At 62.8% G+C, this 26,478-nt stretch carries 28 protein-coding genes; 12 read left to right on the top strand and 16 right to left on the bottom strand.

Going from position 1 to position 26,478, the window contains the following annotated elements:
* Positions 1 to 14: 14 nt before the first annotated feature.
* Entirely contained in the window at positions 15 to 1,088 is a 1,074-nt protein-coding gene (locus tag AC1RZR_RS08710; protein ID WP_481829041.1) for an ABC transporter ATP-binding protein, read from the top strand.
* Positions 1,089 to 1,238: 150 nt separating this feature from the next.
* Here the strand turns inward: AC1RZR_RS08710 and AC1RZR_RS08705 are convergent, their stop codons facing one another.
* The 5 genes from AC1RZR_RS08705 to AC1RZR_RS08685 form a co-directional block, all read right to left on the bottom strand.
* Positions 1,239 to 2,528 (bottom strand): flavin monoamine oxidase family protein, encoded by a 1,290-nt coding sequence (locus AC1RZR_RS08705; RefSeq protein WP_481828246.1) that lies wholly within the window; start codon positions 2,526 to 2,528, stop codon positions 1,239 to 1,241.
* Entirely contained in the window at positions 2,525 to 3,601 is a 1,077-nt protein-coding gene (locus tag AC1RZR_RS08700; protein ID WP_481828245.1) for an extracellular solute-binding protein, read from the bottom strand. Before AC1RZR_RS08700 ends, AC1RZR_RS08705 begins: the two co-directional genes overlap by 4 nt.
* A gap of 112 nt (positions 3,602 to 3,713) precedes the next feature.
* Positions 3,714 to 4,796 carry an ABC transporter substrate-binding protein gene (locus AC1RZR_RS08695; RefSeq protein ID WP_481828244.1) on the bottom strand — a complete coding sequence of 361 codons (1,083 nt, stop codon included), beginning with the start codon at positions 4,794 to 4,796 and terminating at the stop codon, positions 3,714 to 3,716.
* A 33-nt stretch (positions 4,797 to 4,829) separates the two neighbouring features.
* Positions 4,830 to 5,543, bottom strand: coding sequence for a transcriptional regulator BetI (gene betI / locus AC1RZR_RS08690; RefSeq protein ID WP_477269454.1), 714 nt, complete (start codon positions 5,541 to 5,543; stop codon positions 4,830 to 4,832).
* Between the two features lie 6 nt (positions 5,544 to 5,549).
* Positions 5,550 to 6,350, bottom strand: coding sequence for a class I SAM-dependent methyltransferase (locus AC1RZR_RS08685; RefSeq protein ID WP_481828243.1), 801 nt, complete (start codon positions 6,348 to 6,350; stop codon positions 5,550 to 5,552).
* A gap of 200 nt (positions 6,351 to 6,550) precedes the next feature.
* Here AC1RZR_RS08685 and AC1RZR_RS08680 point away from each other — a divergent pair, with 200 nt between their 5' ends.
* From AC1RZR_RS08680 to AC1RZR_RS08665, 4 genes are read left to right on the top strand one after another with little or no spacing between them, the layout of a single operon-like run.
* Entirely contained in the window at positions 6,551 to 8,170 is a 1,620-nt protein-coding gene (locus AC1RZR_RS08680) for a phytoene desaturase family protein (RefSeq protein ID WP_481828242.1), read from the top strand.
* Entirely contained in the window at positions 8,157 to 9,722 is a 1,566-nt protein-coding gene (locus AC1RZR_RS08675) for a phytoene desaturase family protein (RefSeq protein ID WP_481828241.1), read from the top strand. Before AC1RZR_RS08680 ends, AC1RZR_RS08675 begins: the two co-directional genes overlap by 14 nt.
* A gap of 3 nt (positions 9,723 to 9,725) precedes the next feature.
* Positions 9,726 to 10,961, top strand: a complete 1,236-nt coding sequence (locus AC1RZR_RS08670) for an aminomethyl transferase family protein (RefSeq protein ID WP_481828240.1) — start codon at positions 9,726 to 9,728, stop codon at positions 10,959 to 10,961.
* Positions 10,962 to 10,963: 2 nt separating this feature from the next.
* On the top strand, positions 10,964 to 11,209 hold the full coding sequence (locus AC1RZR_RS08665; protein ID WP_481828239.1) for a hypothetical protein: 246 nt from the start codon (positions 10,964 to 10,966) through the stop codon (positions 11,207 to 11,209).
* Positions 11,210 to 11,215: 6 nt separating this feature from the next.
* On the opposite strand, the gene AC1RZR_RS08660 is transcribed toward AC1RZR_RS08665, so the two are convergent.
* The 4 genes from AC1RZR_RS08660 to AC1RZR_RS08645 all read right to left on the bottom strand — a co-directional run bounded on the left by AC1RZR_RS08660 (position 11,216) and on the right by AC1RZR_RS08645 (position 14,299).
* Complete coding sequence (locus AC1RZR_RS08660) at positions 11,216 to 12,274, bottom strand: dipeptidase (RefSeq protein WP_481828238.1); 1,059 nt, start codon at positions 12,272 to 12,274, stop codon at positions 11,216 to 11,218.
* A gap of 165 nt (positions 12,275 to 12,439) precedes the next feature.
* Complete coding sequence (locus AC1RZR_RS08655; RefSeq protein ID WP_095089283.1) at positions 12,440 to 12,739, bottom strand: GNAT family N-acetyltransferase; 300 nt, start codon at positions 12,737 to 12,739, stop codon at positions 12,440 to 12,442.
* Positions 12,740 to 12,741: 2 nt separating this feature from the next.
* A complete protein-coding gene (locus AC1RZR_RS08650; RefSeq protein ID WP_481828237.1) occupies positions 12,742 to 13,362 on the bottom strand; it encodes an alpha/beta hydrolase in 621 nt (206 codons plus the stop codon).
* 4 nt (positions 13,363 to 13,366) lie between these two features.
* A complete protein-coding gene (locus AC1RZR_RS08645; protein WP_477269437.1) occupies positions 13,367 to 14,299 on the bottom strand; it encodes a VOC family protein in 933 nt (310 codons plus the stop codon).
* A gap of 227 nt (positions 14,300 to 14,526) precedes the next feature.
* Here AC1RZR_RS08645 and AC1RZR_RS08640 point away from each other — a divergent pair, with 227 nt between their 5' ends.
* Positions 14,527 to 16,101: an alkaline phosphatase family protein gene (locus AC1RZR_RS08640; RefSeq protein WP_481828236.1), complete on the top strand. Its 1,575-nt coding sequence runs from the start codon at positions 14,527 to 14,529 to the stop codon at positions 16,099 to 16,101.
* A gap of 43 nt (positions 16,102 to 16,144) precedes the next feature.
* On the opposite strand, the gene AC1RZR_RS08635 is transcribed toward AC1RZR_RS08640, so the two are convergent.
* Complete coding sequence (locus AC1RZR_RS08635) at positions 16,145 to 17,458, bottom strand: PRC-barrel domain-containing protein (protein ID WP_481828235.1); 1,314 nt, start codon at positions 17,456 to 17,458, stop codon at positions 16,145 to 16,147.
* 286 nt (positions 17,459 to 17,744) lie between these two features.
* Here AC1RZR_RS08635 and AC1RZR_RS08630 point away from each other — a divergent pair, with 286 nt between their 5' ends.
* Positions 17,745 to 18,665, top strand: a complete 921-nt coding sequence (locus AC1RZR_RS08630; RefSeq protein ID WP_477269431.1) for a diacylglycerol/lipid kinase family protein — start codon at positions 17,745 to 17,747, stop codon at positions 18,663 to 18,665.
* Between the two features lie 29 nt (positions 18,666 to 18,694).
* On the opposite strand, the gene AC1RZR_RS08625 is transcribed toward AC1RZR_RS08630, so the two are convergent.
* Complete coding sequence (locus AC1RZR_RS08625; RefSeq protein WP_481828234.1) at positions 18,695 to 18,868, bottom strand: hypothetical protein; 174 nt, start codon at positions 18,866 to 18,868, stop codon at positions 18,695 to 18,697.
* A gap of 154 nt (positions 18,869 to 19,022) precedes the next feature.
* Between AC1RZR_RS08625 and AC1RZR_RS08620 the strand changes: the two genes are divergently transcribed.
* Entirely contained in the window at positions 19,023 to 20,555 is a 1,533-nt protein-coding gene (locus tag AC1RZR_RS08620) for a sensor histidine kinase (protein WP_481828233.1), read from the top strand.
* A gap of 78 nt (positions 20,556 to 20,633) precedes the next feature.
* Here AC1RZR_RS08620 and AC1RZR_RS08615 read toward each other — a convergent pair whose 3' ends face one another.
* The 3 genes from AC1RZR_RS08615 to AC1RZR_RS08605 all read right to left on the bottom strand — a co-directional run bounded on the left by AC1RZR_RS08615 (position 20,634) and on the right by AC1RZR_RS08605 (position 22,319).
* Positions 20,634 to 21,092, bottom strand: a complete 459-nt coding sequence (locus tag AC1RZR_RS08615; protein ID WP_477269425.1) for a hypothetical protein — start codon at positions 21,090 to 21,092, stop codon at positions 20,634 to 20,636.
* Positions 21,093 to 21,103: 11 nt separating this feature from the next.
* Positions 21,104 to 21,430, bottom strand: a complete 327-nt coding sequence (locus tag AC1RZR_RS08610; RefSeq protein WP_477269423.1) for an ElaB/YgaM/YqjD family protein — start codon at positions 21,428 to 21,430, stop codon at positions 21,104 to 21,106.
* A gap of 127 nt (positions 21,431 to 21,557) precedes the next feature.
* On the bottom strand, positions 21,558 to 22,319 hold the full coding sequence (locus AC1RZR_RS08605; RefSeq protein ID WP_477269421.1) for a Crp/Fnr family transcriptional regulator: 762 nt from the start codon (positions 22,317 to 22,319) through the stop codon (positions 21,558 to 21,560).
* 213 nt (positions 22,320 to 22,532) lie between these two features.
* Between AC1RZR_RS08605 and AC1RZR_RS08600 the strand changes: the two genes are divergently transcribed.
* Positions 22,533 to 22,871, top strand: coding sequence for a response regulator (locus tag AC1RZR_RS08600; protein WP_477269858.1), 339 nt, complete (start codon positions 22,533 to 22,535; stop codon positions 22,869 to 22,871).
* 163 nt (positions 22,872 to 23,034) lie between these two features.
* On the opposite strand, the gene AC1RZR_RS08595 is transcribed toward AC1RZR_RS08600, so the two are convergent.
* Both AC1RZR_RS08595 and AC1RZR_RS08590 read right to left on the bottom strand, forming a co-directional pair.
* Positions 23,035 to 23,586 (bottom strand): sigma-70 family RNA polymerase sigma factor, encoded by a 552-nt coding sequence (locus tag AC1RZR_RS08595; protein ID WP_027037058.1) that lies wholly within the window; start codon positions 23,584 to 23,586, stop codon positions 23,035 to 23,037.
* A 3-nt stretch (positions 23,587 to 23,589) separates the two neighbouring features.
* Positions 23,590 to 23,793: a NepR family anti-sigma factor gene (locus tag AC1RZR_RS08590; protein ID WP_184875843.1), complete on the bottom strand. Its 204-nt coding sequence runs from the start codon at positions 23,791 to 23,793 to the stop codon at positions 23,590 to 23,592.
* A 221-nt stretch (positions 23,794 to 24,014) separates the two neighbouring features.
* Between AC1RZR_RS08590 and AC1RZR_RS08585 the strand changes: the two genes are divergently transcribed.
* The 3 genes from AC1RZR_RS08585 to AC1RZR_RS08575 all read left to right on the top strand — a co-directional run bounded on the left by AC1RZR_RS08585 (position 24,015) and on the right by AC1RZR_RS08575 (position 26,407).
* Positions 24,015 to 24,809: a response regulator gene (locus AC1RZR_RS08585; protein ID WP_477269418.1), complete on the top strand. Its 795-nt coding sequence runs from the start codon at positions 24,015 to 24,017 to the stop codon at positions 24,807 to 24,809.
* Positions 24,810 to 25,013: 204 nt separating this feature from the next.
* Positions 25,014 to 25,178: a DUF1328 domain-containing protein gene (locus tag AC1RZR_RS08580; protein ID WP_027031438.1), complete on the top strand. Its 165-nt coding sequence runs from the start codon at positions 25,014 to 25,016 to the stop codon at positions 25,176 to 25,178.
* Positions 25,179 to 25,375: 197 nt separating this feature from the next.
* Positions 25,376 to 26,407 carry a sensor histidine kinase gene (locus AC1RZR_RS08575; RefSeq protein ID WP_481828232.1) on the top strand — a complete coding sequence of 344 codons (1,032 nt, stop codon included), beginning with the start codon at positions 25,376 to 25,378 and terminating at the stop codon, positions 26,405 to 26,407.
* Positions 26,408 to 26,478 lie beyond the last annotated feature (71 nt).

The raw sequence follows: 26,478 nt of genomic DNA, 5'->3' as shown, positions 1-26,478 counted from the left end.
GGCCGGAACGAGCGATGATCGAAATCCGCAGCGTCACTCGCAGCTATGGCGCGTTCAAGGCGCTCGACGACGCCTCCTTGACCATCATGGAGGGCGAATTCTTCTCGCTGCTCGGTCCGTCCGGGTGCGGCAAGACCACGCTGTTGCGCATGATCGCCGGCTTCGACAATCCGACCAGCGGCTCGATCTCGGTCGGCGGCCAGCCGATGGAAGGCATCCCGGCCAACCGCCGGCCGACCAACATGGTCTTCCAGAGCTATGCGATCTTCCCGCATCTCAATGTCGAGCAGAATGTCGCCTATGGGCTGAAGCGGCTGAAGCTGCAGGGCGTCGAAGAAAAGCGTCGGGTCGAGGAAGCGCTGGCGCAGGTGTCGCTGACCGGCCTCGGCAAGCGCCTGGCGACAGAACTTTCCGGTGGCCAGCGGCAGCGCGTCGCGCTCGCCCGTGCTCTGGTGATGCGCCCAAAGGTGCTGCTGCTCGACGAACCGCTGTCGGCGCTCGACAAGAAACTACGCGAGCAGATGCAGGTCGAACTGCGCCGCCTGCAACAGGCGGTCGGCATCACCTTCATACTGGTCACCCACGACCAGTATGAAGCGCTCGCCATGTCCGACCGCATCGCGGTGATGTTTGGTGGAAAAATAGCGCAGGTCGCCTCACCGAAGGAAATTTACCAACGGCCAGTCAACCGGCAGGTTGCAGACTTCCTCGGCGGCATGAATTTCGTCAAGGCGCAAATTGTCGAGGAGAATGGCGCCTCGCTGGTTGTCGACACGCTGGGCTTTGGCCGCGTCAAGACCGACAAGCCCAAGGCCTTCGTCCGCAATGGTGGCACAGCCACGCTCGGCATCCGGCCGGAGCGCCTGCGCGTGCTGTGGGACAATGCGACGGCGAAGTTCGAGGTCGCCGGCAAGGTGGTCGAACGCCACTATTTCGGCGAGATCACCCATCTGATCGTCGAGATACCGGGACTGGAAAAGCCACTGTCGGTGACCGAGACCAACGATTTCGGCGCCGACGACATCCCGGTCGGCACCTTGATCCGCCTTGCCTACGATCCCGAGGCGCTGGTGGCTATGGCCGACTAGAGCAATTCCAGGAAAAGTGTGAAACGGTTTTCCCGGGAAAAGCGCGTAGCGCTTTCCCTAGGGAATTGCGTCAAAACAAGGGGAGCATGATCCCGAAAGTGGGAACCGGTTTTCTCGGACCAGCGGAAACCGTTTGTCCAGAGATCAGGCTCAGCCAAGAATTTGAAGCTCGGCCATGATCTTGCGCGCTGCGATGCGTCCGGCGACGATGGCGCCTTCGACATAGCCTGGAAATGACGGCGACAGTTCTGAACTGGCGAAATGCACCGGTGGCGCGCCGGTGAGAAGCGTATGCTCGGCGTCGGTCGCCGTCGCATCGATGATGAGATCGCCGTAGGCGCCGCCGCTCCAGCGATCATCCGTCCACTCGCGAAAGCTGAAATCGGCCATGTCTGCCGATTCCGGACCAAGCGCTTCCGTCAGCCTCGCCGTCACCTCGGCGCGCAATCCAGCATCGCCGAGCCCGCGCCAGCGCAAGGCGAGCGGCCCGCCGACGAAGACGACCAGCGCCGCGTGATCGTCGTCCTTGCCGACATCACAGGCAAAGAGCCCCGGCAGGTCGCGCCACATCACCATGCCGCTCAGGCCGCGGTCGCGCCAGAAGGCGGTGGGATAGCGCACCAGCACCTTGATCACCGCGCCGCTTTGCCAGACCGCCAGGGATCTTTGCAGGCCAGCCGCCAACGGCGGCGTAAAATCCAGTTTCGCGGCCATCGTCGGCGGAACGGCAATCAACACCGTCCGTGCCTCGACGGTGCCCGCCACCGATGCGAGACGAACCCTTCCCGGCCCATGGTCGATCGCCATGACCGCTGCACTCAACCGCAGCCGGTCGCCGAGATCGCGGGCCAGTTCGTCGGCCAGCGAATGCATGGTTTCGCGCACGAAATACTGCAGCTCCGTCACCTCATTGGTGATCCGCCGGTCATTGTCGATCAGGTGCCACAACGGCAGCTTTTCCAGGGCCTGACACCACAGGCCCTGGATCATCGAACGGAACACCGCCTTGGCGTCAGCAGGATCATTCTGGCCATCGAGCCATGTGGCGACGGTCAGGCCGGCAATCGCCGGATCGTCAGGCGCGATCGCATTCATGCGGTCGCGGATCACCATCGAGCCGGCATAGGCGCGTTCCCCCTCCCGGGCGGACATCGCCGGTTGGGCGACGAAGTCGCCATCGAGATAGGTCTCAACCAGCGTCTTGCCGCGCGCCTCAACCATGGCCATCAGTTCCGGCATGTCCTCGCACAGGAACTGGCCGCCGCTGTCGATGCGCTCGCCAAGCCCGTTCTGTCTGGACTCGACGCGCCCGCCGACTCGGTCGCGCGCCTCGAGCAGCAGAAAGTCGATGCCGGCGGCCTTCAGCTCAAGCGCTGCCGACAGGCCAGTGAAGCCGGCGCCGACGATGACGACGTCGGTCCTTTCCGGTTCGCTCGTCAATAGCCGGCCTTAATCTTCTCGAACTCGGCCACCATGCGCTGCTTGAGTGCCGGCGCCACCGGCTGCTGGAACAGCGTCTTGTCGAGGAACGCGTCGAGATTGTCGAAGCCGCGGTCGGCCAGCACCTTGTGGTCGATAGCCGCCATGCCGGCGCCATTGCCATGGCCATAGCCGAAGGTCTTGACTATGTAGTCCGACACCGCGGGTGCGTTGACGGCATTGAGGAAATTATAGGCTTCATCGAGCTTGCCCGGCGCATCCTTCATCAGCACATAGCCGCACACCCAGGTCGAAATGCCTTCCTTGGTGTCGCGGTTCATGACGATCGGCATGCCTTGACCCTTGAGCGTCACGAAGGTCTCGTTCCAACCCCAGACGAGGTCGACCTCATTGCCGATAAAGGCCTGGTTGAGGTCGGTGTCGTCGGTCCAGTAGAAGCGGATGTTCTTGTGCACGTCGCGCAGGAACGCGGACGCCTCCTGGAACTGCGCGTCGGTCATCTTGGTCCAGTCCTTGAGGCCTATGACCAGACTTGCCAGCGCATAGGCGTCGTCGACATTGTCGCCGATGGTGACGCGGCCCTTGAACTTCGGATCGGCGAAGATCCTGAGCGACTGTGCCTGATCAGCCGTCACCTTGTCGGAGCGGTAGAGCAGCGAGGTGTTGCCCCAGTCGAACGGCATGAACCAGGCCTTGCCGTCGGCGGTGGTGGCGAGATCCCTCATCGCCATGATGCCGGGATTGAGGTCTTTCCAGCCGGCGATCCTGGAGGTGTCGAGCGGCTGCAGCATGCCGGCCTCGCGCCACTTGACCACGCTTTGCGAGCAGGGGTGGGCGATATCGGCCTTGAAGCCCGCCCGCATCTTCTCGAAGGCTTCGTCCTCGTCGCCAAAGAAAGCGAAGGTCGGCTCGGCGCCGTATTTGGCGGCGTAGGCGGGGTGCAGCAGCGGATCCTCATAACCCGACCAGTCGAACACCACGAGGTCGCCACCGCCTTCCGCCCACGCATAGACCGCGCCGGCGCCGATCAAACACGCGGCGGCGAGGGCAAGGCTGCGTAGCACTGACTTCATGGCGCGAACTCCCCCATCGCGAAAAACATCGCTGCGAGGTTAGGAGAATTCGGCGGCCTTGGCGAGCCCGTCCGCTCGCCATGTCGGCGGGCGGACGACACTCCAAACAGGCTCAATAACCGGCTTTGATCTTCTCGAATTCGGCAATCATCTTGAGCTTGAGGTCCGACGGCACCGGCGACTGGAACAGCGTCTTGTCGACGAATTTCTGCACGTCGTCATAGCCCTTGTCCTTCAGGATCGCCTGGTCGACGCCGGCCATGCCCTTGGCGTTGGCCTGGCCGTATCCCCAGTCCTTGACCAGCACCTTGGCGGTCTCCGGATCGTTGACCGCGTTCAGATAGTCATAGGCCTTGTCGATATTGCCGGGCGCGTCCTTGAACAGCACGTAGCCGCAGACCCAGGTCGAGATGCCTTCGTCGGTGTCTTTCTTGGCCTTGATCGGCACGCCGGCCGCCACCGACTGCACGGTTGCATCGTTCCACGCCCAGGCGAGATCGACCTCGCCGCCGCTCAGCAACTGCACGACGTCGGTGGTGTCGGTCCAGTAGGAGCGCACGTTCTTGTGCACCTGGCGCAGGAAATCCGATGCCTGCTTGAACTGGTCGTCGGTCATCTTGGTCCAGTCCTTCAGCCCGATGGCCAGACTGGCAAGCGCGTAGGCGTCGTCGACATTGTCGCCGATCGACACCCGGCCCTTGAACTTGGGATCGGCAAAGGCCTTCAGCGACTGCACATCCTTGGCGTCGATCTTGGAGGAGTTGTAGGTCACCTGCGTGTTGCCCCAGTCCCAGGGCATGAACCAGGCCTTGCCGTCCGATGTCGTGGCAAGATCCTTCATCGCCATGATGCCGGGATTGAGGTCTTTCCAGCCTGTGATCTTGGACGTGTCGAGCGGCTGCAGCAGGCCGGCTTCGCGCCATTTGATCACGCTTTGCGAGCAGGGATGACCGAGATCGGCCTTGAAGCCCGAGCGGACCTTCTCGAACGCTTCGTCCTCGTCGCCGAAGAAGGCGAAGGTCGGCGAGTCGCCGTTCTTCTCGACATATTTCGGATGGAAGCTCGGGTCTTCGTAGCCGGACCAGTCGAACACGATCAGGTCCTTGTCGGCCGCGATCGCCAATGCGGCGGCGGACGCCGCCAGCGTTCCAGCCAGTGCCAGGGTCAATGTCAAGCGTCGAGTGAATGTCTTCATTGCTGTTCCATCCTCTGTCTTGTTCTGATTTTCTTATGGTTTCGTCGCACCGCTGGCCTTCCCCGGATAGTGTTTGGGGAATGCCGCCGACAGGAATTCATTGGCCGCTTGCAAGGCAGTCTCGCGGGTGGTGTCCTCGGTCCCCATCATCAACCGCAGCCACAACCCCTCCAGCATGGCACTGAGCGCCAGCGCCATGACCTGCGGCTCATAGGCGTAGTCGCCGCTCTGCTTGAGCGTCGCGCACAGGTCGATGAAGATGGTCTGATAGAGGGCGTCGCGGGCGCTGCTCAGCGCCTGATAGGTCGGCCGTGACTTGGCCTCGCCCCAGAAGGCGCACCAGGCGGCGAGCTTGCGCTTGTTGCAGATCGAGCGGTCGAAATCGGCCGCGACTAGGGCCTGGAGCTGGCGGGCGGGATCATCCCCTGCCTTCTGCAGGGCATTGCGCCAATGCGCGGAGTACTCGTCATACATGTACTGCAAGGTCGCAATGAGCAGCTTTTCCTTGCTCTCGAAATGGAAATTGACGATGCCGCGCGACAGCCCCGCACCGTCGGCGACATCGGCCATCGTCGTCTCCGAATAGCCGCGCTTGGCGAGTGAATCGATCGTCGCTTCGATGAGCTGAAGCTGCCTGACCTCCTTCGAGGCCTTGCGGCCGCGCTTCTCGGATTCGGTTTTCCGCGCCGGTTCAAGAACGGGATCCCTGGCCTCTGCCGTCTTCATGGGTGTGATGGTCTCCAGCATCGCCGGCTATCCCTTTGCATCCGGCTTCCACCCGCGAAGATGAGTGGGACGGTGTTCGCCACTGTCAAGCACCTTCTGCATGGCTTCCCAGGTTCGGATGTTCTTGTCGACATAGGCGGCGCCGACCACGGCCGCGACCGTCGGATAGAGCGGCCCTTTCAGTCTTTCCAGCTCGCCGCGCGCGACGTCGCGGTACCAGGGATTGCGGTCCCTGACGGTGACATCTGCAAAGCCGGCCCGGCGCATCGCCTGCGCGTAACGCGCCGGCGACGCCATGGCGAACGACAAGCCTTCGGCGGCGACGTACGCCTTCATCTCGGACGACGGTTCGCCGTCATGCGAGATCATCCAGTTGGAGGCGGCGAAGACGCCGCCCGGCTTCAGCACCCGGAAAATCTCCGCGAACAGGCCCTCCTTGTCCGGCACATGCAGCAGCGCATCCTTGGAGAACACGACATCGAAGGAGCTATCGGCGAACGGCAGTGGTCCCGACGGGGCCTGAACGAAGCTGGCGCGATCCGTGAACCCGCGAGCGGCGGCGCGCTTCCTCGCCGTTTCGATCACCGGCTGTTCGACATCGAAACCGGTGGCGTGGGCGACGCCATGGCGTTCGACCAGATGCAGCGTGATGCCGCCCGAGCCGCAGCCGATGTCGAGAATTGTCTTGCCCTTGAGCGAGAGCCCTTCGACCACCCGGTCGACCTCGTCCGGCCCGCCCGGCGACAGGTAACCATCGCCCCACAGCGCCTCGAGGAAGCGGATGGCGGTGTCGTCATACTCAGGCTCGGCTGCTACCGTTTCGATCATCGCACCTCGGCCCCATCAGCCGATTTGAGCACTTTCGATTGCCGGCAAAGCGTAGCGCATACAGGGCAAAACGCAACACCATTTGTTGAACATTCATTCAATATGGCTGGACAAAATAGCGGCTGCCATGCCAAATTCCGCGCATTCGGGAACAGATCACGCAAAAATGAAGAGCGGGTCAGAATGAAGACTGGGCCAAAATGAAAGCTTGGGATGCGATCATCATCGGCGGCGGACACAACGGATTGGTCAACGCCTGCTACCTGCAGCGCGCCGGCCTCGACGTGCTGGTGGTCGAGAAGAACGACTGGGTCGGCGGTGCCGCCACCAGCCGGGAATTGACGCCGGGCTTCCTCTATTCCAACTGCTCCTATGTCTGTTCGCTGTTTCGCCCCGAGATCATGCGCGACCTGGAACTGCCGCGCTTCGGCCTGCAGGTCATCTCTTACGAGGGCGGTGCGGTGTTCACCCGCGACGGCGACTACCTCGCCAACTACCGCGACCACGATGCCCACCGGCGCGAATTTGCCCGCTTCTCGAAGCGCGATGCCGAAGCCTATGACTGCTACGCACGCGACGTGACGCGGCAGTGCCGCTTTATCCAGCCGCTTCTGATGCGCACCGCGCCCGACCCGACCAGTTTGCGGCCGCGTGATCTCGGTGAACTGCTCTATCTCGGCAAGAAATTCGCCGGGCTGTCGGCCGAGGAGATGGCGCTGACGCTGCGCTTCTGGACGATGTCGATCTCGGAGTTCCTAGACGAATATTTCGAGACCGATGTCATCAAGGCAAACTTCGCTTTGTCCGGCATCATCGGCACAGCGCTCGGCCCGATGTCGCCCGGCACGGCTTACGTGCTGCTGCACCACTATATGGGCGAGGTCGACGGCTCGGTCGGCGCCTGGGGCTATGCGCGCGGCGGCATGGGCGCCGTCACCAAGGCGCTGGCCGCGTCGTTCAAGGCGTCGGGCGGAACCATCCGCACCGGCGCCGAGGTCGATCATGTGCTCGTCCAGCGCGGCAAGGCCAAGGGCGTGGTGCTGGCCGGCGGCGAGGAGATCCCCGGCAAGCTCGTCGTCTCCAATGCAGATGTGAAGCGCACCTTCCTGAAGCTGGTCGAGGAGAAGGAACTGCCCGACATTTTCCTGCGCCGGGTCAGGAACTTCAAGATCCGCGGCTCGTCCGGCAAGGTCAACATCGCGCTCGATTCGCTGCCGGAATTCCCGGCCCTGCCGAAGGATTCGCCGGTGTATCGCGGCGACATGCATTTCACCGATTCGATGGAGCGCATGGAGCGCGCCTATGACGACTGGAAGGCTGGCCGCTGGTCGGCGGATCCCTTCCTCGACATGGTCATCCCGACGACGCTCGACCCGACCATGGCGCCACCCGGCAAGCACTTCATGAGCTGCTTCGTGCAATACGCACCACCGAAGATTGGCGGTCGAGAATGGACCGATGCCGACCGCGACGGCTTCGCCGAAAGCGTGATTTCGCAGATCGCCGAGTACTCGCCGGGTTTCCGCGACCGCATCGTTCACATGGAGGTTCGCACGCCACGCGAGATCGAGGCCGAGGTCGGCCTCACCGAGGGCAACATCTTCCAGGGCGAACTGACCTTCGACCAGCTTTTGTTCAACCGTCCCGTGCCGGGTTACGCGCAGTACCGGTCGCCGGTTGGTGGCCTCTATATGTGCGGCTCCTCGACCCATCCCGGCGGCGGGGTCATGGGCGCGCCCGGCCGCAATGCCGCGGCCGAAATCCTGCGCGACCTCGCCAAATCGACCTCGCATATGAGCCCTGCCCATGACGTCATTTGATGCGATCATCGTTGGCGGCGGCCACAATGGCCTCGTCGCCGCGGCCACGCTGGCGAAAGCCGGCCGCAAGGTGCTGGTGCTGGAGGCCGGAAGCGAAGTCGGTGGTGCCGCGCGCACCGAGGAATTCGCGCCAGGCTTTCGTGTCTCCTCCGTCGCCCATCTGCTGAACCGGCTGCATCCCGATGTGGTGAAGACGCTGGATCTTGAGAAGCACGGGCTAAAAGTCGCCCGCGGCGACTTCATGCCATCGGTTGCGCTGTCGAAGGATGGCCCGCCGCTGATCCTGCATGGCGCCTATGGCGAGGTGCTGACCGGCTCCAATTCGTCCGAGCAGTCCGCCTGGAAGGAATTGCGCGCGCAGCTGCTGCGCTATGCCGACATCCTGAAACCGTTCCTCTCCCGTCGGCCGCCCGATCTCGCCGGCATGTCGCTGCTCGAGACCGCTTCACTCGGCCAGACCGCGCTGGCGCTGAAAAAACTCGGCAAGGAAGACATGCGCGACTTCCTGCGCGTGCTGCTGATGAACGTTGCCGATCTGCTCGACGAGCAGTTGGATGACGAGCGGCTGAAGGGGCTGCTTGCCTTCGATGCGACGCTTGGCAGTCATCTCGGCCCACGCTCGCCGACCTCATTGCTCGGTCTCTACTACCGGCTGGCAGGCGCGACCGGCGGGGCTACCGGCGCGCAGATACTGCCGCAAGGCGGCATGGGCGCGGTTGTCGCCGCCATCCGTTCCTCGGCGGAAAAGGCCGGCGTCGCCATCCGCACATCGGTGCCGGTGGCGAAGATCATCGTCGAGAACGGCCGTGCCGTCGGCGTCGCGCTCGACAATGGCGAGGTGCTGCGCGCCAGGACGATCGTCTCCGCCATCAATCCGGCGACCACCTTCCTCGACCTCGTCGGGCCGCGCGAGATCGACACCGGCTTCGTTCGCAAGGTGAAGAATATCCGCATGAAGGGCGATACCGCCAAGCTCAATCTGGCGCTCGACCGGCCACCGCAATTCACTGGTGTCGATACCGCCAGCCACAAGGGACGGCTGGTCATCGCCCCCTCGCCCGATCACGTCGAACGCGCCTTCAACCCCTCCAAATATGGCGAGTTCTCGGCCGAGCCGGTGATGGAGATCACGCTGCCCAGCCTTGCCGACCCGTCGCTCGCGCCCGGCGGCGCCTGCGTGCTGTCGGCGGTCGTGCAATATGCGCCCTACGCGCTGAAAGAGGGCTGGGCTGCCGGCAGGCCGAAATTCCTCAAGGCGATCATGGCGCAGCTCGAGGCCTATGCGCCTGGCATCGGCAAGAGCATTGTCCACGCCGAGTTGCTCACGCCAGCCGACATCGAGAGGCGCTATCGCATGCCGGGCGGCCATTGGCACCACGGTGAATTGCAGGCCGACCAGATGCTCATCTCGCGGCCCGTCTCGGGTTGGTCAGGCTACGATACACCCGTCGATGGGCTGTTCCTGGCCGGCGCAGGTTCGCATCCCGGGGGCGGCGTCTCTGGCGCTCCCGGCCTCAACGGCGCGCGGCGCATCATCGCGATGAAGGGGTAAGCCATGGCCCGGGCAACCAAGAACAAGCCCATCTCCGCGCGCATCGCCGCGCAGGGCCATTTCCGCACGCTTCGGCTCGGCACGCCGTTCCAGCCGCGCATCGACGCACTGGCCAAAACTCAGGACTGGTACAATTGGGCCGGCTACCGCGCGCCGCATTCACTGTGGGACGAGGAACTCGAGTATTTCGCCATCCGCAGTCAGGCGGCGCTGTTCGACATTTCGCCGATCACCAAATACCGGATCGAGGGGCCGGACGCCGAAGCCTTCCTCAACCGCGTTACCTTGCGCGATGTCACCAAGCTAAAACCCGGCCGCGTCCACTACACGGCGTGGTGCGACGACGAGGGCTTTGTCCTCGACGACGGCACGCTGTTCCGGCTGTCGCCGACGCGCTTCCGGCTGTGTTCACAAGAGCGGCATCTCCCCTGGCTGCTCGACAGTGCCATCGGCTTCGACGCAACAGTTGAGGAGGAGACCGAGGCCGTCGCGGGCCTCGCTTTGCAGGGACCGACCTCCTTCGCCGTGCTGCGCGATGCCGGCTTCGCCGGCGTCGATAAGCTGAAGATATTCGACCTAGCGGACTTCCCGCATGACGGCGGCGTCGTCAGTATTTCGCGCACCGGCTTCACCGGTGATCTCGGCTACGAACTGTTCGTGCCGGTCGACAAGGCGCTGAGCCTGTGGGACCGGCTGATGACGGCGGGCGAACTGCGCGGCATCAGCGCCATCGGCTACACCGCGCTCAACCGCGCCAGGCTCGAGGCCGGGCTGATCGTCGCCAATGCCGACTTTACCACCGCCGAGCACGCCATCCGCGCCGATCGCCTGCGCATGCCAGACGAGATCGGCCTCGGCTTCATGATCGATCTCGAGAAAGGTCATTTCAACGGCCGCCGCGCCATCCTCGAAGCCAGGGCGAAACGCAAGCTGCGTCATGTGCTGGTCGGGCTGGAGATCGAAGGCAACATCCCCGCCGAACACGCCATCGTCTACTACAAGAAAAGCCAGGAGGTCGGCCTGGTCAGCGCCGCCATGTGGTCACCGATGGCCAAGCGCAACATCGCCATCGCCTCGCTGGCGCGGCCGTACGGTGATAGCATGGTCGAGGACCTCTGGGTCGAGATCTACGCCATGCGCGAGCTGCAGTACCAGAAGCTGATGAAGCGGGCCAAGGTGGTGGCGCGGCCCTTCATCAAGCTCGACCGCCGCACCGCCAATCCGCCGGCGGATTTCTGACCATGACCGACGAAGCCGAACTGGAAGCAGCCGAACAGTGGGAGCTGGTCAACACGCCGTTCGGCGAGAAATGGTCCGGGCGCACACGCTATGCCGCCGCGATGTTCTTCTACAAGCGTGGCGAGATGACCGCCGAGACGCTTGAGGTCTACCGCATCTGCGCGCGGCTCGATTCGGAAAATCCGCTGCCAATCATCCGGGATCGTGGCGTTGGCAAGGACTGGCTGAAGCGCATAGGTTTCGGATAGATCTTTCTAACCGATGGTTTTCTCGAGCATGCTGAGCCAGTTGCGATAGGCGATCTTCTCGATCAGCGCGCGGCCGAAACCGCGCGCCGCCAGCGCATCGATCAGCTTGGGCAGGCCGGCGACGTCGCCGATGACGGCCGGGATCATGGCGCCGTCGAAATCCGAGCCGAGGCCGACACCGTCTTCCCCCAGCGCCTGCAGCAGCGAATCGACATGGCGCACCATGATGTCGAGGCTGGTGTCGGCATTCATGCGGCCGTCATCGCGCAGAAAACCGGTGGCGAAGTTCAGCCCGACCATGCCGCCGGACTCGCGGATCGCGCCGAGCTGCCAGTCGGTGAGATTGCGCGAATGGCCGCAGATCGCATGCACGTTGGAATGGGTGGCGACCAGCGGCGCATCGCTAAGCGCAGCGACATCGCGAAAGCCCTTCTCGTTGAGATGCGACAGGTCGATCATGATCTTCAGCTGGTTGCAGCCCTTGACCAGCGCCTTGCCGGCATCGGTCAGCCCGGGGCCGGTGTCCGGCGAAGACGGAAAGCGGAACGGCACGCCATGACCGAAGGCGTTCGGCCGGCTCCAGACGATGCCGAGCGAACGCAGGCCGGCGGCATGCAGCACGTCGAGCATGGTAAGTTCGGGATCGATGGCCTCGACGCCTTCGATGTGAAACACCGCCGCGATCGAGCCTTGCACCATGGCGTTGCGCACATCGCCGGCACTACGACAGACGGTGAGCGCTCCGGCTCGTTCCAGCCTGAACAGGATCGAGGCCATCGCGATCGTCGAGGTCAAAGCATCGGCGCGCGGAACCTCGGGCGGCAGCGGCTCTGCATCGCTCGGCGCCAACGGCACGGCGCTGCGCCTGGATTTCTCGACGGGCGGCGGAAAGATGGCGAACATGCCGCCGGCAAATCCGCCGGCCTTCGCGCGCGGCAGGTCGATGTGGCCGCCCGATTTCCCCTCGAGGAACAGCTTTTCGACGTCTGTGTCTTTGGACTGGTAGAGTCTGAGCAACGTATCGTTGTGGCCGTCGAAGACGGGAACGAGGTCGGTTTCGGTCATTGGGGGATCATTCGGTTCGTTTGTCGGCGCGGTGGCTGCGGCATATCATATCCACTTGGGCAAGATGCGCTACCCGTGCAAATGCCAAAGCCATCCCGGCGGCCAAAGCCAGCGGGATGACAGCCTGATGTCGCGCCGTTCCGATCGAAGAAATGCCGGCCGATCCTACTGCTTCAGCACGTCGGCCCATTCGTGATGGCGGCGGAACTGGGCATTGGCGAAGGGGCAAAGCGGGATGATCTTCTTGCCCGCCGCACGCGCATCCTCGACGGCGCGAGTGACGAGCCGAAGCCCGGCACCCTGGCCGCGAAAGACGTCCGGCACTTCTGTATGGTCGATGATGATCTGGTGCTCGCCGATCTTGGTGAAGGTCATCTCGGCCTCGGCGCCATCAGGCCCGCGCAGGACATAGCGACCCTTGGAACCGCGATCCTCCAGTTCGATTTCAGGCAGTTGGTCCGGCATCGCTATACTCCCTGGATGGCACCGGCAAAGAGACGCCGTGCCGCCTCGATTTCGTTTGGCCGCACCTCGTGCCCGCCTTCATGCCACTCCACTGTGACATCGGCGCCGTCGGCGCGCAAATAGGCTTCGAGCCGCGTGGTCAGGTTCGGTGGGCAGATCGGATCGCGCCTGCCGGCGGTCACGAGAATGTGGCGACCGGCAAGGCTGCCTTTCACCTCCGGTTCGAACGGGATCAGCGGGTGCATCAGCACCGTGGCATCGAACACTGCCGGCGCGGCGAACACCACCGAGGCCAGGATGTTGGCGCCGTTGGAATAGCCAAGACCAAACACGGCCGAAGGCTTTGCCGCTTCGACATGGGCCTTGACGAAGCCGGCCATCTTGTCTGTCGCCCGCGCCAGATCGTCCATGTCGTAGACGCCCTCGCCGGTGCGGCGGAAGAAGCGCGCAGCACCTTGTTCCGACACATCACCGCGCGGCGAGATGATGGTCGCCTCAGGCGCGAGATCGCGCCCCAGCGACAGCAGCTGGTTCTCATCGGCCCCCGTGCCATGGAAGACGAAGAGCAGCGGACCGCCCGGTGAACCGGGCAGCAGCTTGTGAATGTAAGCGTCCTTGCTCATGATCTCAGCCTTCCAGCTTCTGCAGATGCTGTTCGAGGTAGGGCCGCAGGTGCTGGTGCTGCGTCGGCAGCTTCAGCGCCTCACCGAGATGAGCGGTATCCTCATCCCTGTCAAAACCCGGTTCGTTGGTGGCGACTTCGAACAGCACGCCACCCGGTGTGCGGAAATAGATCGCCCAGAAATAATCGCGATCGATCACCGGCGTCACGCCATAGCCGGTGTCCATCAACGCCTTGCGCACTTCGAGCTGCTTGGCGCGGTTCTCGACGGCGAAGGCGACATGGTGGACGGAGCCGGCGCCGAGATCGGCGAAGGCGGCAGCCGGCAGCGATTCGATGTCGACGACATCTGCGCCATTGCCGTTCTTCACCGCCAATCGCCTGACGTTGCCGGACTTTTCGATTTCCTCGTAACCCATGAACTTCAGCAGCTCCGCGGTGGCGCCGCCATCCTTCAGGCGCAGCGACACGGAATGAAAGCCGCGGATCGCCTCATCAGTGGGAACACCGCCCTTTGCCCACGGCGCTCTGCTGTCGGCCTTGTCCTCGACCAGCGCGAAACCGTCGCCATCGGGACCGGCAAAGGCCAGACGCTTCTCGCCGAAGGTCTCTTCGCGCGACAAGCCGGTGACGCCCTCATCGGCGAAGCGCTTTTCCCAATAGGAGAGCGTGCCTTCCGGCACCGAATAGACCGTCGTGCCGACTTCGCCGACGCCATGACGGCCCTTGCCGATGTCGGGAAACGGGAAATAGGTCATCACCGAACCGGGGGTGCCGGCCTCATCGCCATAGTAGAGATGATAGACGTCAGGCGCGTCGAAATTGACTGTCTTTTTGACCCGGCGCTGACCGAGTTTCCTGGTGAAGAAATCATTGTTCTGCCGGGCATCCCTGGCCATCGAGGTGACGTGATGCAGGCCCTTGATCTGGTCGAGCATTGTCTTGCTCCTTCCCTTGGTGCTGGTGCGGCCCTTGCCGCTGTCCACGCCAATATGAGGACGCGACCGCATGCGGCAAAGGCGGCAAACGCAGAATGGACTGTGCTGTAAAAGTGAACAATCTAAAGAAGTCTGTTCACCAATTGATAAACTTGTCAGGCTTGCGCCATGGCCGGAATTCGGTTCCATGATCGGCGTTTGACCATCATGGGACAAGGGTATCGCGAGTGACAGGAAAAGCCAGGCGCCCGAACATTCTCCTGATCACATGCGACCAATGGCGCGGTGATTGCCTGTCGGCCGCCGGCCATCCGGTGGTGAAGACCCCGAATGCAGACGCGCTGGCGGCCGACGGTGTGCTGTTCAGGCGGCACTACGGTGGCGCAGCACCTTGCTCGCCGGCCCGCGCCTGCCTCTACACCGGCCTCTACCAGATGAACAACCGCGTTTGCCGCAATGGCACACCGCTCGACGCCCGTCACGGCAACATCGCGCTGCATACCCGGAGCCTCGGCTATGATCCGACGCTGTTCGGCTACACCGACGTGTCGCTCGACCCGCGCCTGCTGGCGCCGAGCGACCCGCGGCTGCAAAGCTATGAGGGCGTGCTGCCGGGATTCACGGTGCGCCAGTTGCTACCCGAGCATCAGAAGCAGTGGCTGTCCTGGCTGAAGCAGCGGGGCATCGATGTCAGCGCCGGATCTCCCGACATCCATCGCCCGGTGAACGACGGCGGCAAGGTGGAGGCCACCGTCAGCAACGCACCGCCCGTCTACTCGAAGGACGCAACGCCAGCGGCCTTCCTGACCGGCGAATTCATGCGCTGGCTCGGTGAGCAGGAGCAGGCCACGCCGTGGTTCGCTCATCTCTCCTTCATCAGCCCGCACCCACCCTTCATCGTGCCGGAGCCATACAACACGCTGTATGATCCAGCCGACGGTGCCGCCTTCCGCCGTGCGGCGAGCTGGCAGGCCGAGGCAGAGAGCCATCCCTATCTCGCCTATGATCTCGGCCAGCAGAAGCAGGCCAAGTTCCGTCCTGGCTCCAGCGGCAAGGTGCATGATTGGAGCGATGACAACTTTCGCCGCGTCCGCGCGATCTATTATGGCATGATCTCCGAGGTCGACGCGCAGCTCGGCCGGATCTGGCAAGCGGTCAAGGCGGCGGGCGCCTGGGACGACACCATCATCGTGCTGACCTCCGACCACGCCGAGATGATGGGCGACCATTTCATGCTGGGCAAGGGCGGCTACTTCGACGGCAGCTACCACATTCCGCTGATCATCCGCGACCCGCGCCAAGGCAAGGCGGCCGGTAGCGTCGATCATTTCACCGAAGCGGTGGATATTTTGCCGACGCTTCTCGACCTGCTTGGTCAAGATGCCGCTCCGCACCTCGATGGACACTCACTGAAGCCGTTCATCAAGGGTGAGCAGCCGTCAGTCTGGCGCGATGCCGCGCACTGGGAATTCGATTTCCGCTCAATTGCCGGAGGCGAGGCCGAACGGCATTTCGGCATCGCCTCAAATCAGTGCAACCTCGCCGTCATCCGCACGGAAAAATTCAAGTATGTGCATTTCGGCGGCGGCCTGCCGCCGCTGCTTTTCGACCTGGAAAGCGATCCGGGCGAATTGAACAGCCTCGCCGCTCATCCTGCCCATCAGGCCGTGCGGCTGGGGTTCGCCGAAAGACTGCTTGCCTGGCGAGCCGAACATCTCGACCAGTCGTTGGCATTGGCCGAACTGACCGACCACGGCGTCGTGGGTTATATCAGCAGAGGACAAGGAGAGGGCAGTAGGTAAGCCGACGGCCGCAACCCTACTGCCCTACTGCCATTATTCGTTCCTACTGCACGATCAGACGCTGCTGGTCGCGTTTCTCGGCATAGCTGCCCTTATCGTAGGCGGTTTGCGCCTCGAGCTGTTCCTTGGTGAAGGTCGTGTACAGGTACTTCTTGCCGTCCTTGTCGGTCATGAATTTGAGATTATCCATGCCGACCGCGACTTCCTTCTCGCCAATGCCGAGGAAGCCGCCGACATCGACGATCACCGCATCGGTCTTGCTGTCGGGCGCCAGCACGACGTCGCCAATCTCGCCGACCTTGGCGTCGTTGGCGCCGTAGACGATCGTGCCCTTCAGTTCATCGCCTCGGATTTCGCCAACCGGCATCTCGGTCAGTGTCGACTTGTCGATAGCTGCCGTCTGAGTTTGATCCGGAGCCGTGGCATCGGGTGTCGTAGCCTCCGCGGTCTTGTCCGCCGTGGTGTCGGACGGTGCAGCGGCCGGCGCCGTTGCCGCGGGCTCATTGGACGCCGTCGTCGCCGGTACCGGGTCATAGGCCTTGCGGTTGAAGTCCGGCTGCGCCTGTAGCTCTTCTCTGGTGGTCTGGGCTACGAGCCAGCGGTCGCCGTTCTTCTCGGCCCACTGAGCCTTGCCGAACTCATAGGCAACATTCTTGGCGCCAAGACCAAGGAAGCCACCGACGCCGATGATCAGCGACTCGGCCTTGCCCTCCTTCGTCAAAACGATGTCGTTGACGCTGCCGATGTTCTGCGCGTCATCACCGGTGCCGTTGTAGACGGTTTCGCCGATGATGTTGGTGGCGAGATTGCCGTCGGCACGCTTCACCGCCTCAGCCGGAGCAGCATTCAAATCGACAGGCGTCTGCGCGGTATCCGTCGTCGCCGGCGCCGTCGGCGCCGTTGCATCGGTCGATGCGGCAGGAGCAGGAGCCGGCGCATAGGGTTTGCTGTCGAACTCCGGTTGCGCCGTCAGTTCGTCCTTGGTCGTCTGGGCGACCAGCCAGCGGTCACCGTTCTTCTCGGCCCATTGCAGCTTGCCATAGTCGAAAGCGACGTTCTTCGCTCCGACACCCAGAAAACCACCGACGCCGATGACGACGGATTTGGCCTGGCCTTCCTTGTCGAAGACGACATCGCTGACCTTGCCGATGCCCTCGGCGTCATCGCCGGTGCCGTTGTAGACGGATTCGCCGATGATGTTGGTGACGATGCTGCCTTCGGCACTCGGCACCGGAGCGGCGGCTGGTTCCTGGACGGCAGGGGTCTGCGCTGGCGCCGCGGTTGTCGCACTCTGCGCGTAAGCCCCGGTCGCGACCAGCGTTGCGATTGCAGTCGTGGCTAAGAGGTTGCGGATCATGTCAGTCTCTCCTCGTGCGTGATTTCGTGCACGCCACGCCCAGTTGAACCCTCACTGAGGGGATCGGACGCGGCATCTGCTACAGCTTCACAACGTCGTGACCATGCTGTTGTTCCGACAAAAAAATGCGCGCCGATGGTGAAAACCAGGGGGATATACGAGGCGGCCGTAGAATGCGTCGTGTGAATTTCGCTGCTCTTGAAACGGAACCTTTCCCGCTTCGTCACGTTTCAGCCTGTGGCTGGGCCTGTCCCGGCCCAATTGCGATTGAATGACGGAGCGGGGCATGAAATTTGCAGCGGTGCTGAACCGGGACGGCGGCACCTTGCGCAATACGGACCTTGCCGTTTTCTCCGACAAGATGCGTCAGACCCTGGAAACGGCAGGCCACTCGCTCAGCATTGAAATTGTTGACGGCAAGGACGTGGTGGAGACGCTCGACGGCGCTGCATCGCGCCGCTCCGTCGACGTCGTACTGGCCGGCGGCGGCGACGGAACCATTTCTGCCGCGGCCGCTCGGCTGATGGGCACCAGGAAGGCGCTCGCCATATTGCCGGCCGGCACCATGAATCTGTTCGCACGCGGACTGGGCATTCCACAGTCGCTCGATGCCGCGCTGAAATCCTTCGCTGACGGCGAAATCATCGCGGTCGATATAGCCACCGCCAACGGCCGGCCCTTCGTTCACCAGTTCTCGATCGGCATGCATGCGAAGATGGTGCAGCTGCGTCAGAAGATGGAATTCGGTTCGCGCTTGGGAAAAATCCGCGCCTCGGCCAGGGCGGCCTGGGCGACGATCAACAATCCACCGGCGATGAATGTGACGCTCAGCATCGGCAAAGCCGAGATGGCGGCCCGCATTACCGGCATCGGCATCACCAACAACCTGTTCGGTGAAGGTCACCTGCCTTACGCCGACAACCCGGCGGGCGGCGTACTTGGTGTCTATGTCACGGTGGCGCAACAGCGCGCCGAACTGGTCAAATTCTTCTTCAACATGGCGCGCGGCAAGTGGCGCGACAACGAGCACGTGGAAATCCATCAGGCGGACAGAACGGTCCTGAAAATCCATTCGGGCAGCAGGAGGTTTCGCGCCGTCATGGATGGTGAACTGGTCAGGCTTGACCGTGAGACGACGATCGAAATCCGGCCCGGCGCGCTGAATGTCCTGGTGCCGGCCAGCATCGCCGAGGCAAAGGCTGCCTGATGCGACCGCGGACGATGAAGGTTGAAAATCTAGCCGCCTGGCGCGCTTCCTTGCTCTGTCGCCGGCGTCTTGGCCAATTCACCATAGATTTCGGCGATGCCCCAGGCAACGAAGGCCAGAAGCAGCGCGGCAATCAGGATACGCAAGCCGTGCCAGCCCCACCGGCCCTGACGCGCTTTGTTTTCAGGAATGATCTTGACCATTGTCGGTCCTTGTCTCGTTTCGCGCCGACTGGCGCGCTCGGCAAAACACGGTCGGGTAACGGTTCCTCGCTAGGATGGTTCCGGGAAGCCGGCTGGTTGCAGGCCGGCAGGTCCGTGAATCGGGCAAGACCAGGACGGGGTATTGGGGACTTGGGTGGATAGCAAGGCAGAAACAGTGCCGGATCTGCCGGCCGAAGTTGCGCGCGCGGTCAAGGACGAGGACCGGCTTGCCGTGCTGAAGGGGCTGGAGGTGCTGGACACGGCGGCCGATCCGGATTTCGACCGCATAAGCAGCCTTGCCGCGGCGGCGATGCACGCGCCCATTGCCTTGGTGACGCTCGTCGACCACCAGCGGCAGTGGTTCAAATCCTGTGTCGGTCTGGACGAGACCGAAACGGCGACCGACATATCCTTCTGCGCCCATGCCATTGCCGCCGGCGACGAGCCGATGGTGGTGACGGATGCAACGACGGACCCACGCTTCAAGGCCAACCCGCTGGTCACCGGCAAGCACCATGTGCGCTTCTATGCCGGCGCGCCGATGATCGTGGCGGGCGCCCGCATCGGCACGCTGTGCGTGCTCGACCGCAAGCCGCATGCCTTTCCGTCCCGCGCCAGGCTTGAGCAGTTGAAGGCGCTCGCCGGCCTCGCCGCCAGTCTGTTCACCTTGAAGGATGCAACCCGCAGCGGCGCCATCGCCGAGGCAGCACTCGTGCGCGAGGAAAAGCGGCGCGCCATCGCGCTCGATGCCGCTTCGCTCGCCAGCTGGGCATGGGACATCCGCACCGACATCATCGAATGCGACACCTTGCTGTCGGAGCTGTTCAACTTGCCGCGCTCGAACCGGCTGCGGGCGCGCGACATCCTCACCGCCATCGATCCACGCGACGTCTACCAGACCGAAACCCGCTTTCGTGACGCCTTGACCGGCAGCGACGACTATTTCGGCGAATACCGGGTGAAGGACTTTCATCCACCGCGCTGGCTCGCCACGCGCGGCCGTGTCATCGAGCGCGATGGCGGCGGCAGGCCGACACTGATTTTCGGCGTCAACTACGACATCACCGAGCGCAAGCTTGGCGACGAGCGGCAACGGCTGCTGCTGCGCGAGCTCAACCACCGCGTCAAGAACACGCTGGCGACCGTCCAGGCGTTGGCGACGCAGACCGTGCGGCATGCCCGCCAGCCGAGTGAATTCCTCGAAGCCTTCGGCTCCCGGCTTCAGGCCCTGGGCATCGCCCACAATCTGTTGTCCGACCGCGAGTGGCGCGGCATCGGTATCCGCGAACTCGTCCAGATCGAGGTCAGGCCGTTCGACACGACCGAACAGCCACGCATGACGATCTCCGGCGACGAGTTGTTGCTGTCCCCCGACCAGGCCGTCGGACTTGGCCTGATCCTGCACGAGCTGGCCAGCAATGCGCTGCAATATGGCTCGCTGTCGGTGGCGTCCGGCAAGGTTGATCTCGACTGGAAGACGCAAGGCAGGAAGGGTGCCCGACGCCTCGTGCTGACCTGGCGCGAAAGCGGCGGCCCGCAAGTCGCTCCGCCGGAGCGACACGGCTTCGGCTCGATCCTCATCCGCCGCAGCCTCGCCAAGGTCATTTCAAGCGAAGTGATCCATGAGTTCCGGCCGGAAGGCGTGTTTTGCCAGATATCGATGCCGCTGGAAGATCTGTCGAAGTGACAGATCATGAAGGTCAGCGAAGCAAAAGTGGAAGCCGGTTTTCGGATCCCCCAATTCACCCGGGGGAGACCGACGACCTTACTTCCGCTCGTCTTCATCCGAATCGTCGGGTTTCACGTTTTCGCGGTAGATGGCGTAGGCGGCCAGCGCCACGGCCGGGCCCAGAATGACGCCGAGACCGCCTTTTCCCTTGAGCAGTGCCGGCAGCACGGCAAGCGCGGCGGTGATGCCTATCGCTTTCATGTCGGCATTGCGTCGTTGCGCCCGGCGCCGGGCGCGCGCGCCTGCGGATATCTGGTAAATCAGCAGGATCAGCCCGGCAAGCACCAGGAACCCGGCGCCGAAGCCCAACGCGGCCGCTTGCGATCCGTAGCGGGTTGCGGCCCAGATGTAAGCTGCCCCGACCAGAAAGCCGAGGCCGCAGAGTGCAGCGATTGCGGCGAGCCCATAAACGATTGCCGCCGTGCGTGCACGCCGCATGGCGGCCACGGTTTCGCCAGAGGCGAGACCGGAAATGAGGGATGCCAGCATTCCCATCTGGTATGCGACTAGCGACGCGCGAGAAGCGCGAAGAGGAAGCCGACGCCGGCAGCGATCGCCAGTGACGTCACCGGCTTTTCGCGCACGCTTGCCATCATCTGCGCTTCGATATCCTTTGCGTTGCCGCGCAGACTGTCAAAGGCTGCTTCGCCCTGCGCACGCAGCTGCTCGACCCCTTCCGTGGCCGCACGGCGCGCGGTGCCGTAACCATGCTCGCCGGTCTTGGCCAGCTGCTTGGTTAGCTTGTCGATATCGGCCTTCAACTGCCTGATATCGGCTTCCAAGTCTGAATTCGGCCGGCCTTCGTTAGCGGTCTTTCCTGCGGCAGTTGCCATTGCTTAACTCCTTGTGATTGCTTGATTTCAAACGCGCCGCATGTCTCAAGGTTCCGAGAACCGGGACAAAGTAGCCGAAAACGCCTGCGCGCGCACCCGATCCTAGCGCCTCGCGAAAGTCGCTTCGTCAGATCAGCGGCCGGCGCGCCTCGCCCAGCCCTTCCCAGCCGGCGAGCTGCTTGAGCCCTTCATTGTCGGTGACCTCGCAACCGCCGTCGCGCCAGACAATCAGCTTGCGATCCATCAGCTTGCGGATCGTCTTGTTGGTATGAACCAGCGACAGGCCGAGCGTGTCGGCGATGTGCTGTTGCGTGATTGGAATCTGGACGGATTGCTTGCCGTTCAGTCCGACGACCTTGGCCCGGCTGCCGATGAAGGCGATAAGGTAGGCGGCACGCTCGATTGCGCTGCGGCGCCCGAGGCTGAGCAGATTCTCGTCCAGCATGCGCTCTTCGCGCGAGGCGATCCAGGTGATGTCGTAGGCCAGCCCGGGATGGTTGCGGTAGAGCTCGTGGAGATACTCGCGTTCGAAAACGCACAGCAGCATCGGCGACAGGGCCTCGACGGAATGCTGCATCTCGCCCATCACGCTGCCCTGTAGGCCGATCAGATCGCCGGGCATGAGATAGTTGAGGATCTGGCGGCGGCCGTCCCGCATCAGCTTGTAGCGAAACGCCCAGCCGGAGAGCACGGTGTAGAGATGAGCGCTGTGGCTTCCCTCCACCAGGACCGTGGCTCCCTTGTCGACGGCGAGCTCGCCCTTCTTGAATTTGCTGATGAAGGCCAGTTCCTGCTTTTCGAAGTCGCGGAAAACCGGTAACGGCCGCAACGGGCAGTTCTCGCAAGGATATTGGCGGCTGGAGAAAGCGCGACCGGTCTGGCCTGACATTTCGACCCCTCTTCGAGTAGCCCGGTCTTCAGAAGGCTGCGTGTCAAACGCGTTGCGCAGATCGAGGTTCCGGGGCGGGCACATGTCTTTTTTAAATGACAGCTCACCAAATAGCGATCATGACTTTCGGTGCGTTTCGAGGAGCCTTTGCCTGTGCCCCCTTTGCTTGACGGATTGCGGATTCTGGTCCTGGAGGATGAATTTCTCATCGCCATGGATGTCGAGCAGCTTTGCCGTGACCATGGCGCCGGCGAGGTGGTGATCGCTCGCGATCTGGCCGAGATCGACGGCCGGCAGGTCGCCACGCACTTCGACGCCGCCATCGTCGACCTCATGCTGGGCGGCACCTCGACGCTCGATTTCGCCTCGGGACTGCGCGCCGCGGGGGTCCCTTTCGTGTTCGCCTCGGGCTATTCGGATCCCGATGAAATCAAGGCATCGTTTCCCGGCGTCAGGCTGGTCGGCAAGCCCTATTCGGGTGATGACCTCATGCAAGCCGTGGCGGCGGCCTGCGGGCGCGCTGCTCCCGGTTGCGACACGATCCCGACTTAAGGTGTGTAGAGGTTCAGGTCTGGCCGAAATGCTGGTTTTCGAGAACCGGAGCTGAGCGCACTTAAAGTACGTGAGCGCCGGAAGCGCAGAAACCGGCGTTTGCAGGCCAGCATTCATCTGAACATCACCACACCTTGGTGCGATCGCGCCTCGCGATCGCAGGTCAGCTGGCCGGTGAGCCAGTTACCTGAGCCGAGATTGCATCCGGACCATACTCGTCTTCCCCGGAGATCTTCAGGATCTCCTGCAATCGCGTGCGGGCCCGGCTGACGCGGCTCTTGATCGTCCCGACCGCACAACCGCAAATCTCGGCGGCTTCCTCGTAGGAAAAGCCCGACGCACCGATGAGGATGATGGCTTCGCGCTGGTCCTCCGGCAATTGTTCGAGAGCGCCGCGAAAATCCTTCAGGTCGAGCTGGCCATGCTGGGCCGGATGAACGGCAAGCCTGGCCGTCATGATACCGTCGCTGTCCTGCACCTCACGCCCACGCTTGCGCATCTGCGAATAGAATTCATTGCGCAGGATGGTGAAAAGCCACGCCTTGAGATTGGTGCCGGGCTGGAAGCTCTCATGCTTGTCCCAGGCCTTGACCAGTGTTTCCTGGACGAGGTCGTCCGCCTTGTCGGCGTTTTGCGTCAGCGACACGGCAAAGGCGCGCAAGCTCGGGATTGCCCCAAGCAGATCGGTCTTGAAGCCTTGGGAGACCGCTGCCATGCCTCAGTCCTTCTTCTGTGCGGGTTCGGCCTGTTCCAGCTGACTGAGCAACTGGGCGAAGCGATCCGGCACATCGTCAGAGACCAGCTCGTCGTAATATTGTTTAAGTTTGCGTCCGATTTCGGAGTTCGGCCCGAGTGCGTCACCGGAACCGTTCCGGCGCCTGCCCGCGACGCCAGCCAGAATATCTTTCGTCATATCCTTCATTTTGCCCTTGTATTCCCAGCGCCCAAGCCGCTCACAATATTACTCGACACAACGCAAGCGACACCCTCGTCTGGTTGCCCATCCCGAATTCAAACGCCGTCCCGGCGCTTTAGTTCCATCAAGGTCGGAACTTTTTCTCAAGACCCGCGTTGTTTACCGGGGCTTGCAATCAGCTTGACCTGCAATATGCAATCACGTCATTCTGAGGGAGACGTCTTACCATGAGCTTATCCGCCACCATCGCACCACATCTGCCGTTCCTGCGCCGCTTCTCGCGGGCCGTTTCCGGATCGCAGGAGAGTGGCGACGCGCTGGTCGCCGCGATGCTCGAGGCCATCATTGCCGATGTCGATATCTTTCCCGAGGCTTCGAACGAGCGCATTGCGCTGTACAAGGTTTTCGCCAAGCTGTTCACATCGGTCGCCATCCGCGTTCCGCAGGAGCAGCCGCAATCAGCATGGGAACAGCGCGCCGCCGCCAATCTGAATGCGATTGCGCCGCGCCCGCGCCAGGCCTTCCTGCTCGTCGCCGTCGAAGGTTTCAGCGAAGACGAAGCCGCCGAGATTCTCGATGTCGGCGACCAGGAGTTTTCAGAGCTGCTTGCCCAGGCAAGCAACGAGATATCCCGCCAAGTGGCAACGGATGTACTGATCATCGAGGACGAACCGCTGATCGCCATGGATATAGAAGAAATGGTCGAGAGCCTCGGCCATCGCGTCGTCGGAACGGCGCGCACTCATGCCGAGGCGGTGACTATGTTCGCCAAGACGCGGCCGAAGATGGTGCTGGCCGACATCCAGCTTGCCGACGGCAGTTCGGGCATCGAGGCTGTGAACGAGATCCTGTCGTCGACATCGGTGCCGGTGATCTTCATCACCGCCTTTCCCGAGCGTCTCCTGACCGGCGAACGCCCCGAGCCAGCCTTCCTGGTCACCAAGCCGTTCAACCCCGATATGGTCAAGGCACTGATCAGCCAGGCGCTGTTCTTCGATCGCCAGGCGAAAGCCGCCGCGTAAGGCCGCAGCACTTCCTGACGACGCCACATCAAGGACCGCCTGACGCGATGCATCAGGCGGTCTTTTGGCATGCCGCACCCGTCACCAGCGAATTACCGGCGCCACCCTGCTCAGAACGATTTGCAGGCATCGCCTTTTTCGGCAAATGGTGGAACAAACCGCATCTAACCACGTTTTCATCGCACCATTCGAAGGAGATGGATCATGCTTTACTGGGCGCTCGTATTTCTCGTCGTGGCAATCATAGCCGGCGCGCTTGGTTTCGGCGGCATCGCCGGCACGTCTGCCGGCATAGCGCAGATATTGTTTTTCATCTTTCTCGCTTTCCTTGTGATTTCGCTTCTTGCCGGCCTGTTCAAACGGGCGTGACGACCGAGCGATCATCCGAGCGAACACTGGAAGCCGCACCCCTCAAACGGTTTCCAGCCACCGCCGGGCGGTATCCTTAAACGGATGCCGCTCGGCGGACTGCTTTTGGAGCCCGGTTTTCGGGTAACCCTCGTTGGAACCCATTTCACAGTGAGCCGTTCAGCCTTCAGCCCTGAGTTGGGTGGACAGATTGGCCGATGCGTTCCAGAACCGAAGATAGGAAAGACAACGTGCAGAGCGATGAAGTCATCGCCCTGCATCCTGCCGAAAGCGGGATGCAACTTGGCCGGGCTCTTCTCCACGCGCTGCACAATGCCGGCATTTCCGTTCTCTATCAGGATCGAGAAATGAAAACGGTGTGGGCGCGCAACATGCGTGCGCCCTGGGTTTCCGACACCGCTGACGGCAACGGCATCCTCCCAGCGGCGCAGGTCGACCGCATCGGTGCGGCCAAGCGCGACGTGATCGCATCCGGCAATCCGCAACGCCTTGAAATCAGTGTTCCCGCCGAAGACGGCTTTCGCTGGTTTCAGGTGTGGGTCGACGCCGACCATGGCGATGGCGGCACAGTGCAGGGTGTCGTCACCACCATGGTTGAAACGACCGACCAGAAGCGCCGTGAGCAGACCCTGACGACGCTATTGCGCGAAGTCAGCCATCGCTCGAAGAACCTCCTGGCGATCATTCAAAGCATAGCCACCCAGACTGGGCGCTATTCCGATGGCATCGCTGATTTCCTGACCCGCTTTCGCGGCCGGCTGCAATCGCTGGCCTCGTCCCAGGATCTGGTGACGTCCTCCAACTGGCGGGGCGCGGCACTTCGCGAGTTGGTGTCGGGCCAAGTCGGTCGCAACGGGGTGGATCCGTCGCACGGCCTGCGCTTCCGCGGCGCAAATCCCTATCTCAATCCCAACGCCGCGCTGCACATCGGCCTTGCCATACATGAACTCGCCGTCAATTCGGTCAGCTATGGCGCCCTTTCGCATGCGGACGGCTTCGTCGAAGTAACGGCCGATCTTGAAACCGCTGCCGAGGGCGTCGCGCTGTCGCTGATATGGGCCGAGGCGATATCGGCGAGCGACATCGAGCGCAGCCAGAAGCGCTTCGGCAGTGTCGCGCTTGAGCGGGTCGTGCCCGCCTCGCTGAACGGAACTGCAACGCTTGAAATAATGCCGGACCGCCTTGAATACCGCCTTGTCGTTCCTCATGGCAATTTCGAGACGGAATGAGCGCGCGCCTTCGCTAGCTCGTCCTTAACCGGCTATTCACCATAAAAGCGGATGCTGTTTTTCCCAGACAC

The sequence above is a fragment of the Mesorhizobium bavaricum genome, assembly GCF_056781655.1.
This window is presented reverse-complemented; position numbering and strand designations above follow the sequence as displayed.

Coding starts and splice junctions, on each gene's coding strand:
- AC1RZR_RS08710 (WP_481829041.1), top strand. CDS start 15: ATGATCGAAATCCGCAGCGTCACTCGCAGCTATGGCGCGTTCAAGGCG.
- AC1RZR_RS08700 (WP_481828245.1), bottom strand. CDS start 3,601: ATGAAGTCAGTGCTACGCAGCCTTGCCCTCGCCGCCGCGTGTTTGATC.
- AC1RZR_RS08695 (WP_481828244.1), bottom strand. CDS start 4,796: ATGAAGACATTCACTCGACGCTTGACATTGACCCTGGCACTGGCTGGA.
- betI (WP_477269454.1), bottom strand. CDS start 5,543: ATGCTGGAGACCATCACACCCATGAAGACGGCAGAGGCCAGGGATCCC.
- AC1RZR_RS08685 (WP_481828243.1), bottom strand. CDS start 6,350: ATGATCGAAACGGTAGCAGCCGAGCCTGAGTATGACGACACCGCCATC.
- AC1RZR_RS08680 (WP_481828242.1), top strand. CDS start 6,551: ATGAAAGCTTGGGATGCGATCATCATCGGCGGCGGACACAACGGATTG.
- AC1RZR_RS08675 (WP_481828241.1), top strand. CDS start 8,157: ATGACGTCATTTGATGCGATCATCGTTGGCGGCGGCCACAATGGCCTC.
- AC1RZR_RS08670 (WP_481828240.1), top strand. CDS start 9,726: ATGGCCCGGGCAACCAAGAACAAGCCCATCTCCGCGCGCATCGCCGCG.
- AC1RZR_RS08665 (WP_481828239.1), top strand. CDS start 10,964: ATGACCGACGAAGCCGAACTGGAAGCAGCCGAACAGTGGGAGCTGGTC.
- AC1RZR_RS08660 (WP_481828238.1), bottom strand. CDS start 12,274: ATGACCGAAACCGACCTCGTTCCCGTCTTCGACGGCCACAACGATACG.
- AC1RZR_RS08655 (WP_095089283.1), bottom strand. CDS start 12,739: ATGCCGGACCAACTGCCTGAAATCGAACTGGAGGATCGCGGTTCCAAG.
- AC1RZR_RS08650 (WP_481828237.1), bottom strand. CDS start 13,362: ATGAGCAAGGACGCTTACATTCACAAGCTGCTGCCCGGTTCACCGGGC.
- AC1RZR_RS08645 (WP_477269437.1), bottom strand. CDS start 14,299: ATGCTCGACCAGATCAAGGGCCTGCATCACGTCACCTCGATGGCCAGG.
- AC1RZR_RS08635 (WP_481828235.1), bottom strand. CDS start 17,458: ATGATCCGCAACCTCTTAGCCACGACTGCAATCGCAACGCTGGTCGCG.
- AC1RZR_RS08630 (WP_477269431.1), top strand. CDS start 17,745: ATGAAATTTGCAGCGGTGCTGAACCGGGACGGCGGCACCTTGCGCAAT.
- AC1RZR_RS08625 (WP_481828234.1), bottom strand. CDS start 18,868: ATGGTCAAGATCATTCCTGAAAACAAAGCGCGTCAGGGCCGGTGGGGC.
- AC1RZR_RS08615 (WP_477269425.1), bottom strand. CDS start 21,092: ATGGGAATGCTGGCATCCCTCATTTCCGGTCTCGCCTCTGGCGAAACC.
- AC1RZR_RS08610 (WP_477269423.1), bottom strand. CDS start 21,430: ATGGCAACTGCCGCAGGAAAGACCGCTAACGAAGGCCGGCCGAATTCA.
- AC1RZR_RS08605 (WP_477269421.1), bottom strand. CDS start 22,319: ATGTCAGGCCAGACCGGTCGCGCTTTCTCCAGCCGCCAATATCCTTGC.
- AC1RZR_RS08600 (WP_477269858.1), top strand. CDS start 22,533: ATGGATGTCGAGCAGCTTTGCCGTGACCATGGCGCCGGCGAGGTGGTG.
- AC1RZR_RS08595 (WP_027037058.1), bottom strand. CDS start 23,586: ATGGCAGCGGTCTCCCAAGGCTTCAAGACCGATCTGCTTGGGGCAATC.
- AC1RZR_RS08590 (WP_184875843.1), bottom strand. CDS start 23,793: ATGAAGGATATGACGAAAGATATTCTGGCTGGCGTCGCGGGCAGGCGC.
- AC1RZR_RS08585 (WP_477269418.1), top strand. CDS start 24,015: ATGAGCTTATCCGCCACCATCGCACCACATCTGCCGTTCCTGCGCCGC.
- AC1RZR_RS08580 (WP_027031438.1), top strand. CDS start 25,014: ATGCTTTACTGGGCGCTCGTATTTCTCGTCGTGGCAATCATAGCCGGC.
- AC1RZR_RS08575 (WP_481828232.1), top strand. CDS start 25,376: ATGCGTTCCAGAACCGAAGATAGGAAAGACAACGTGCAGAGCGATGAA.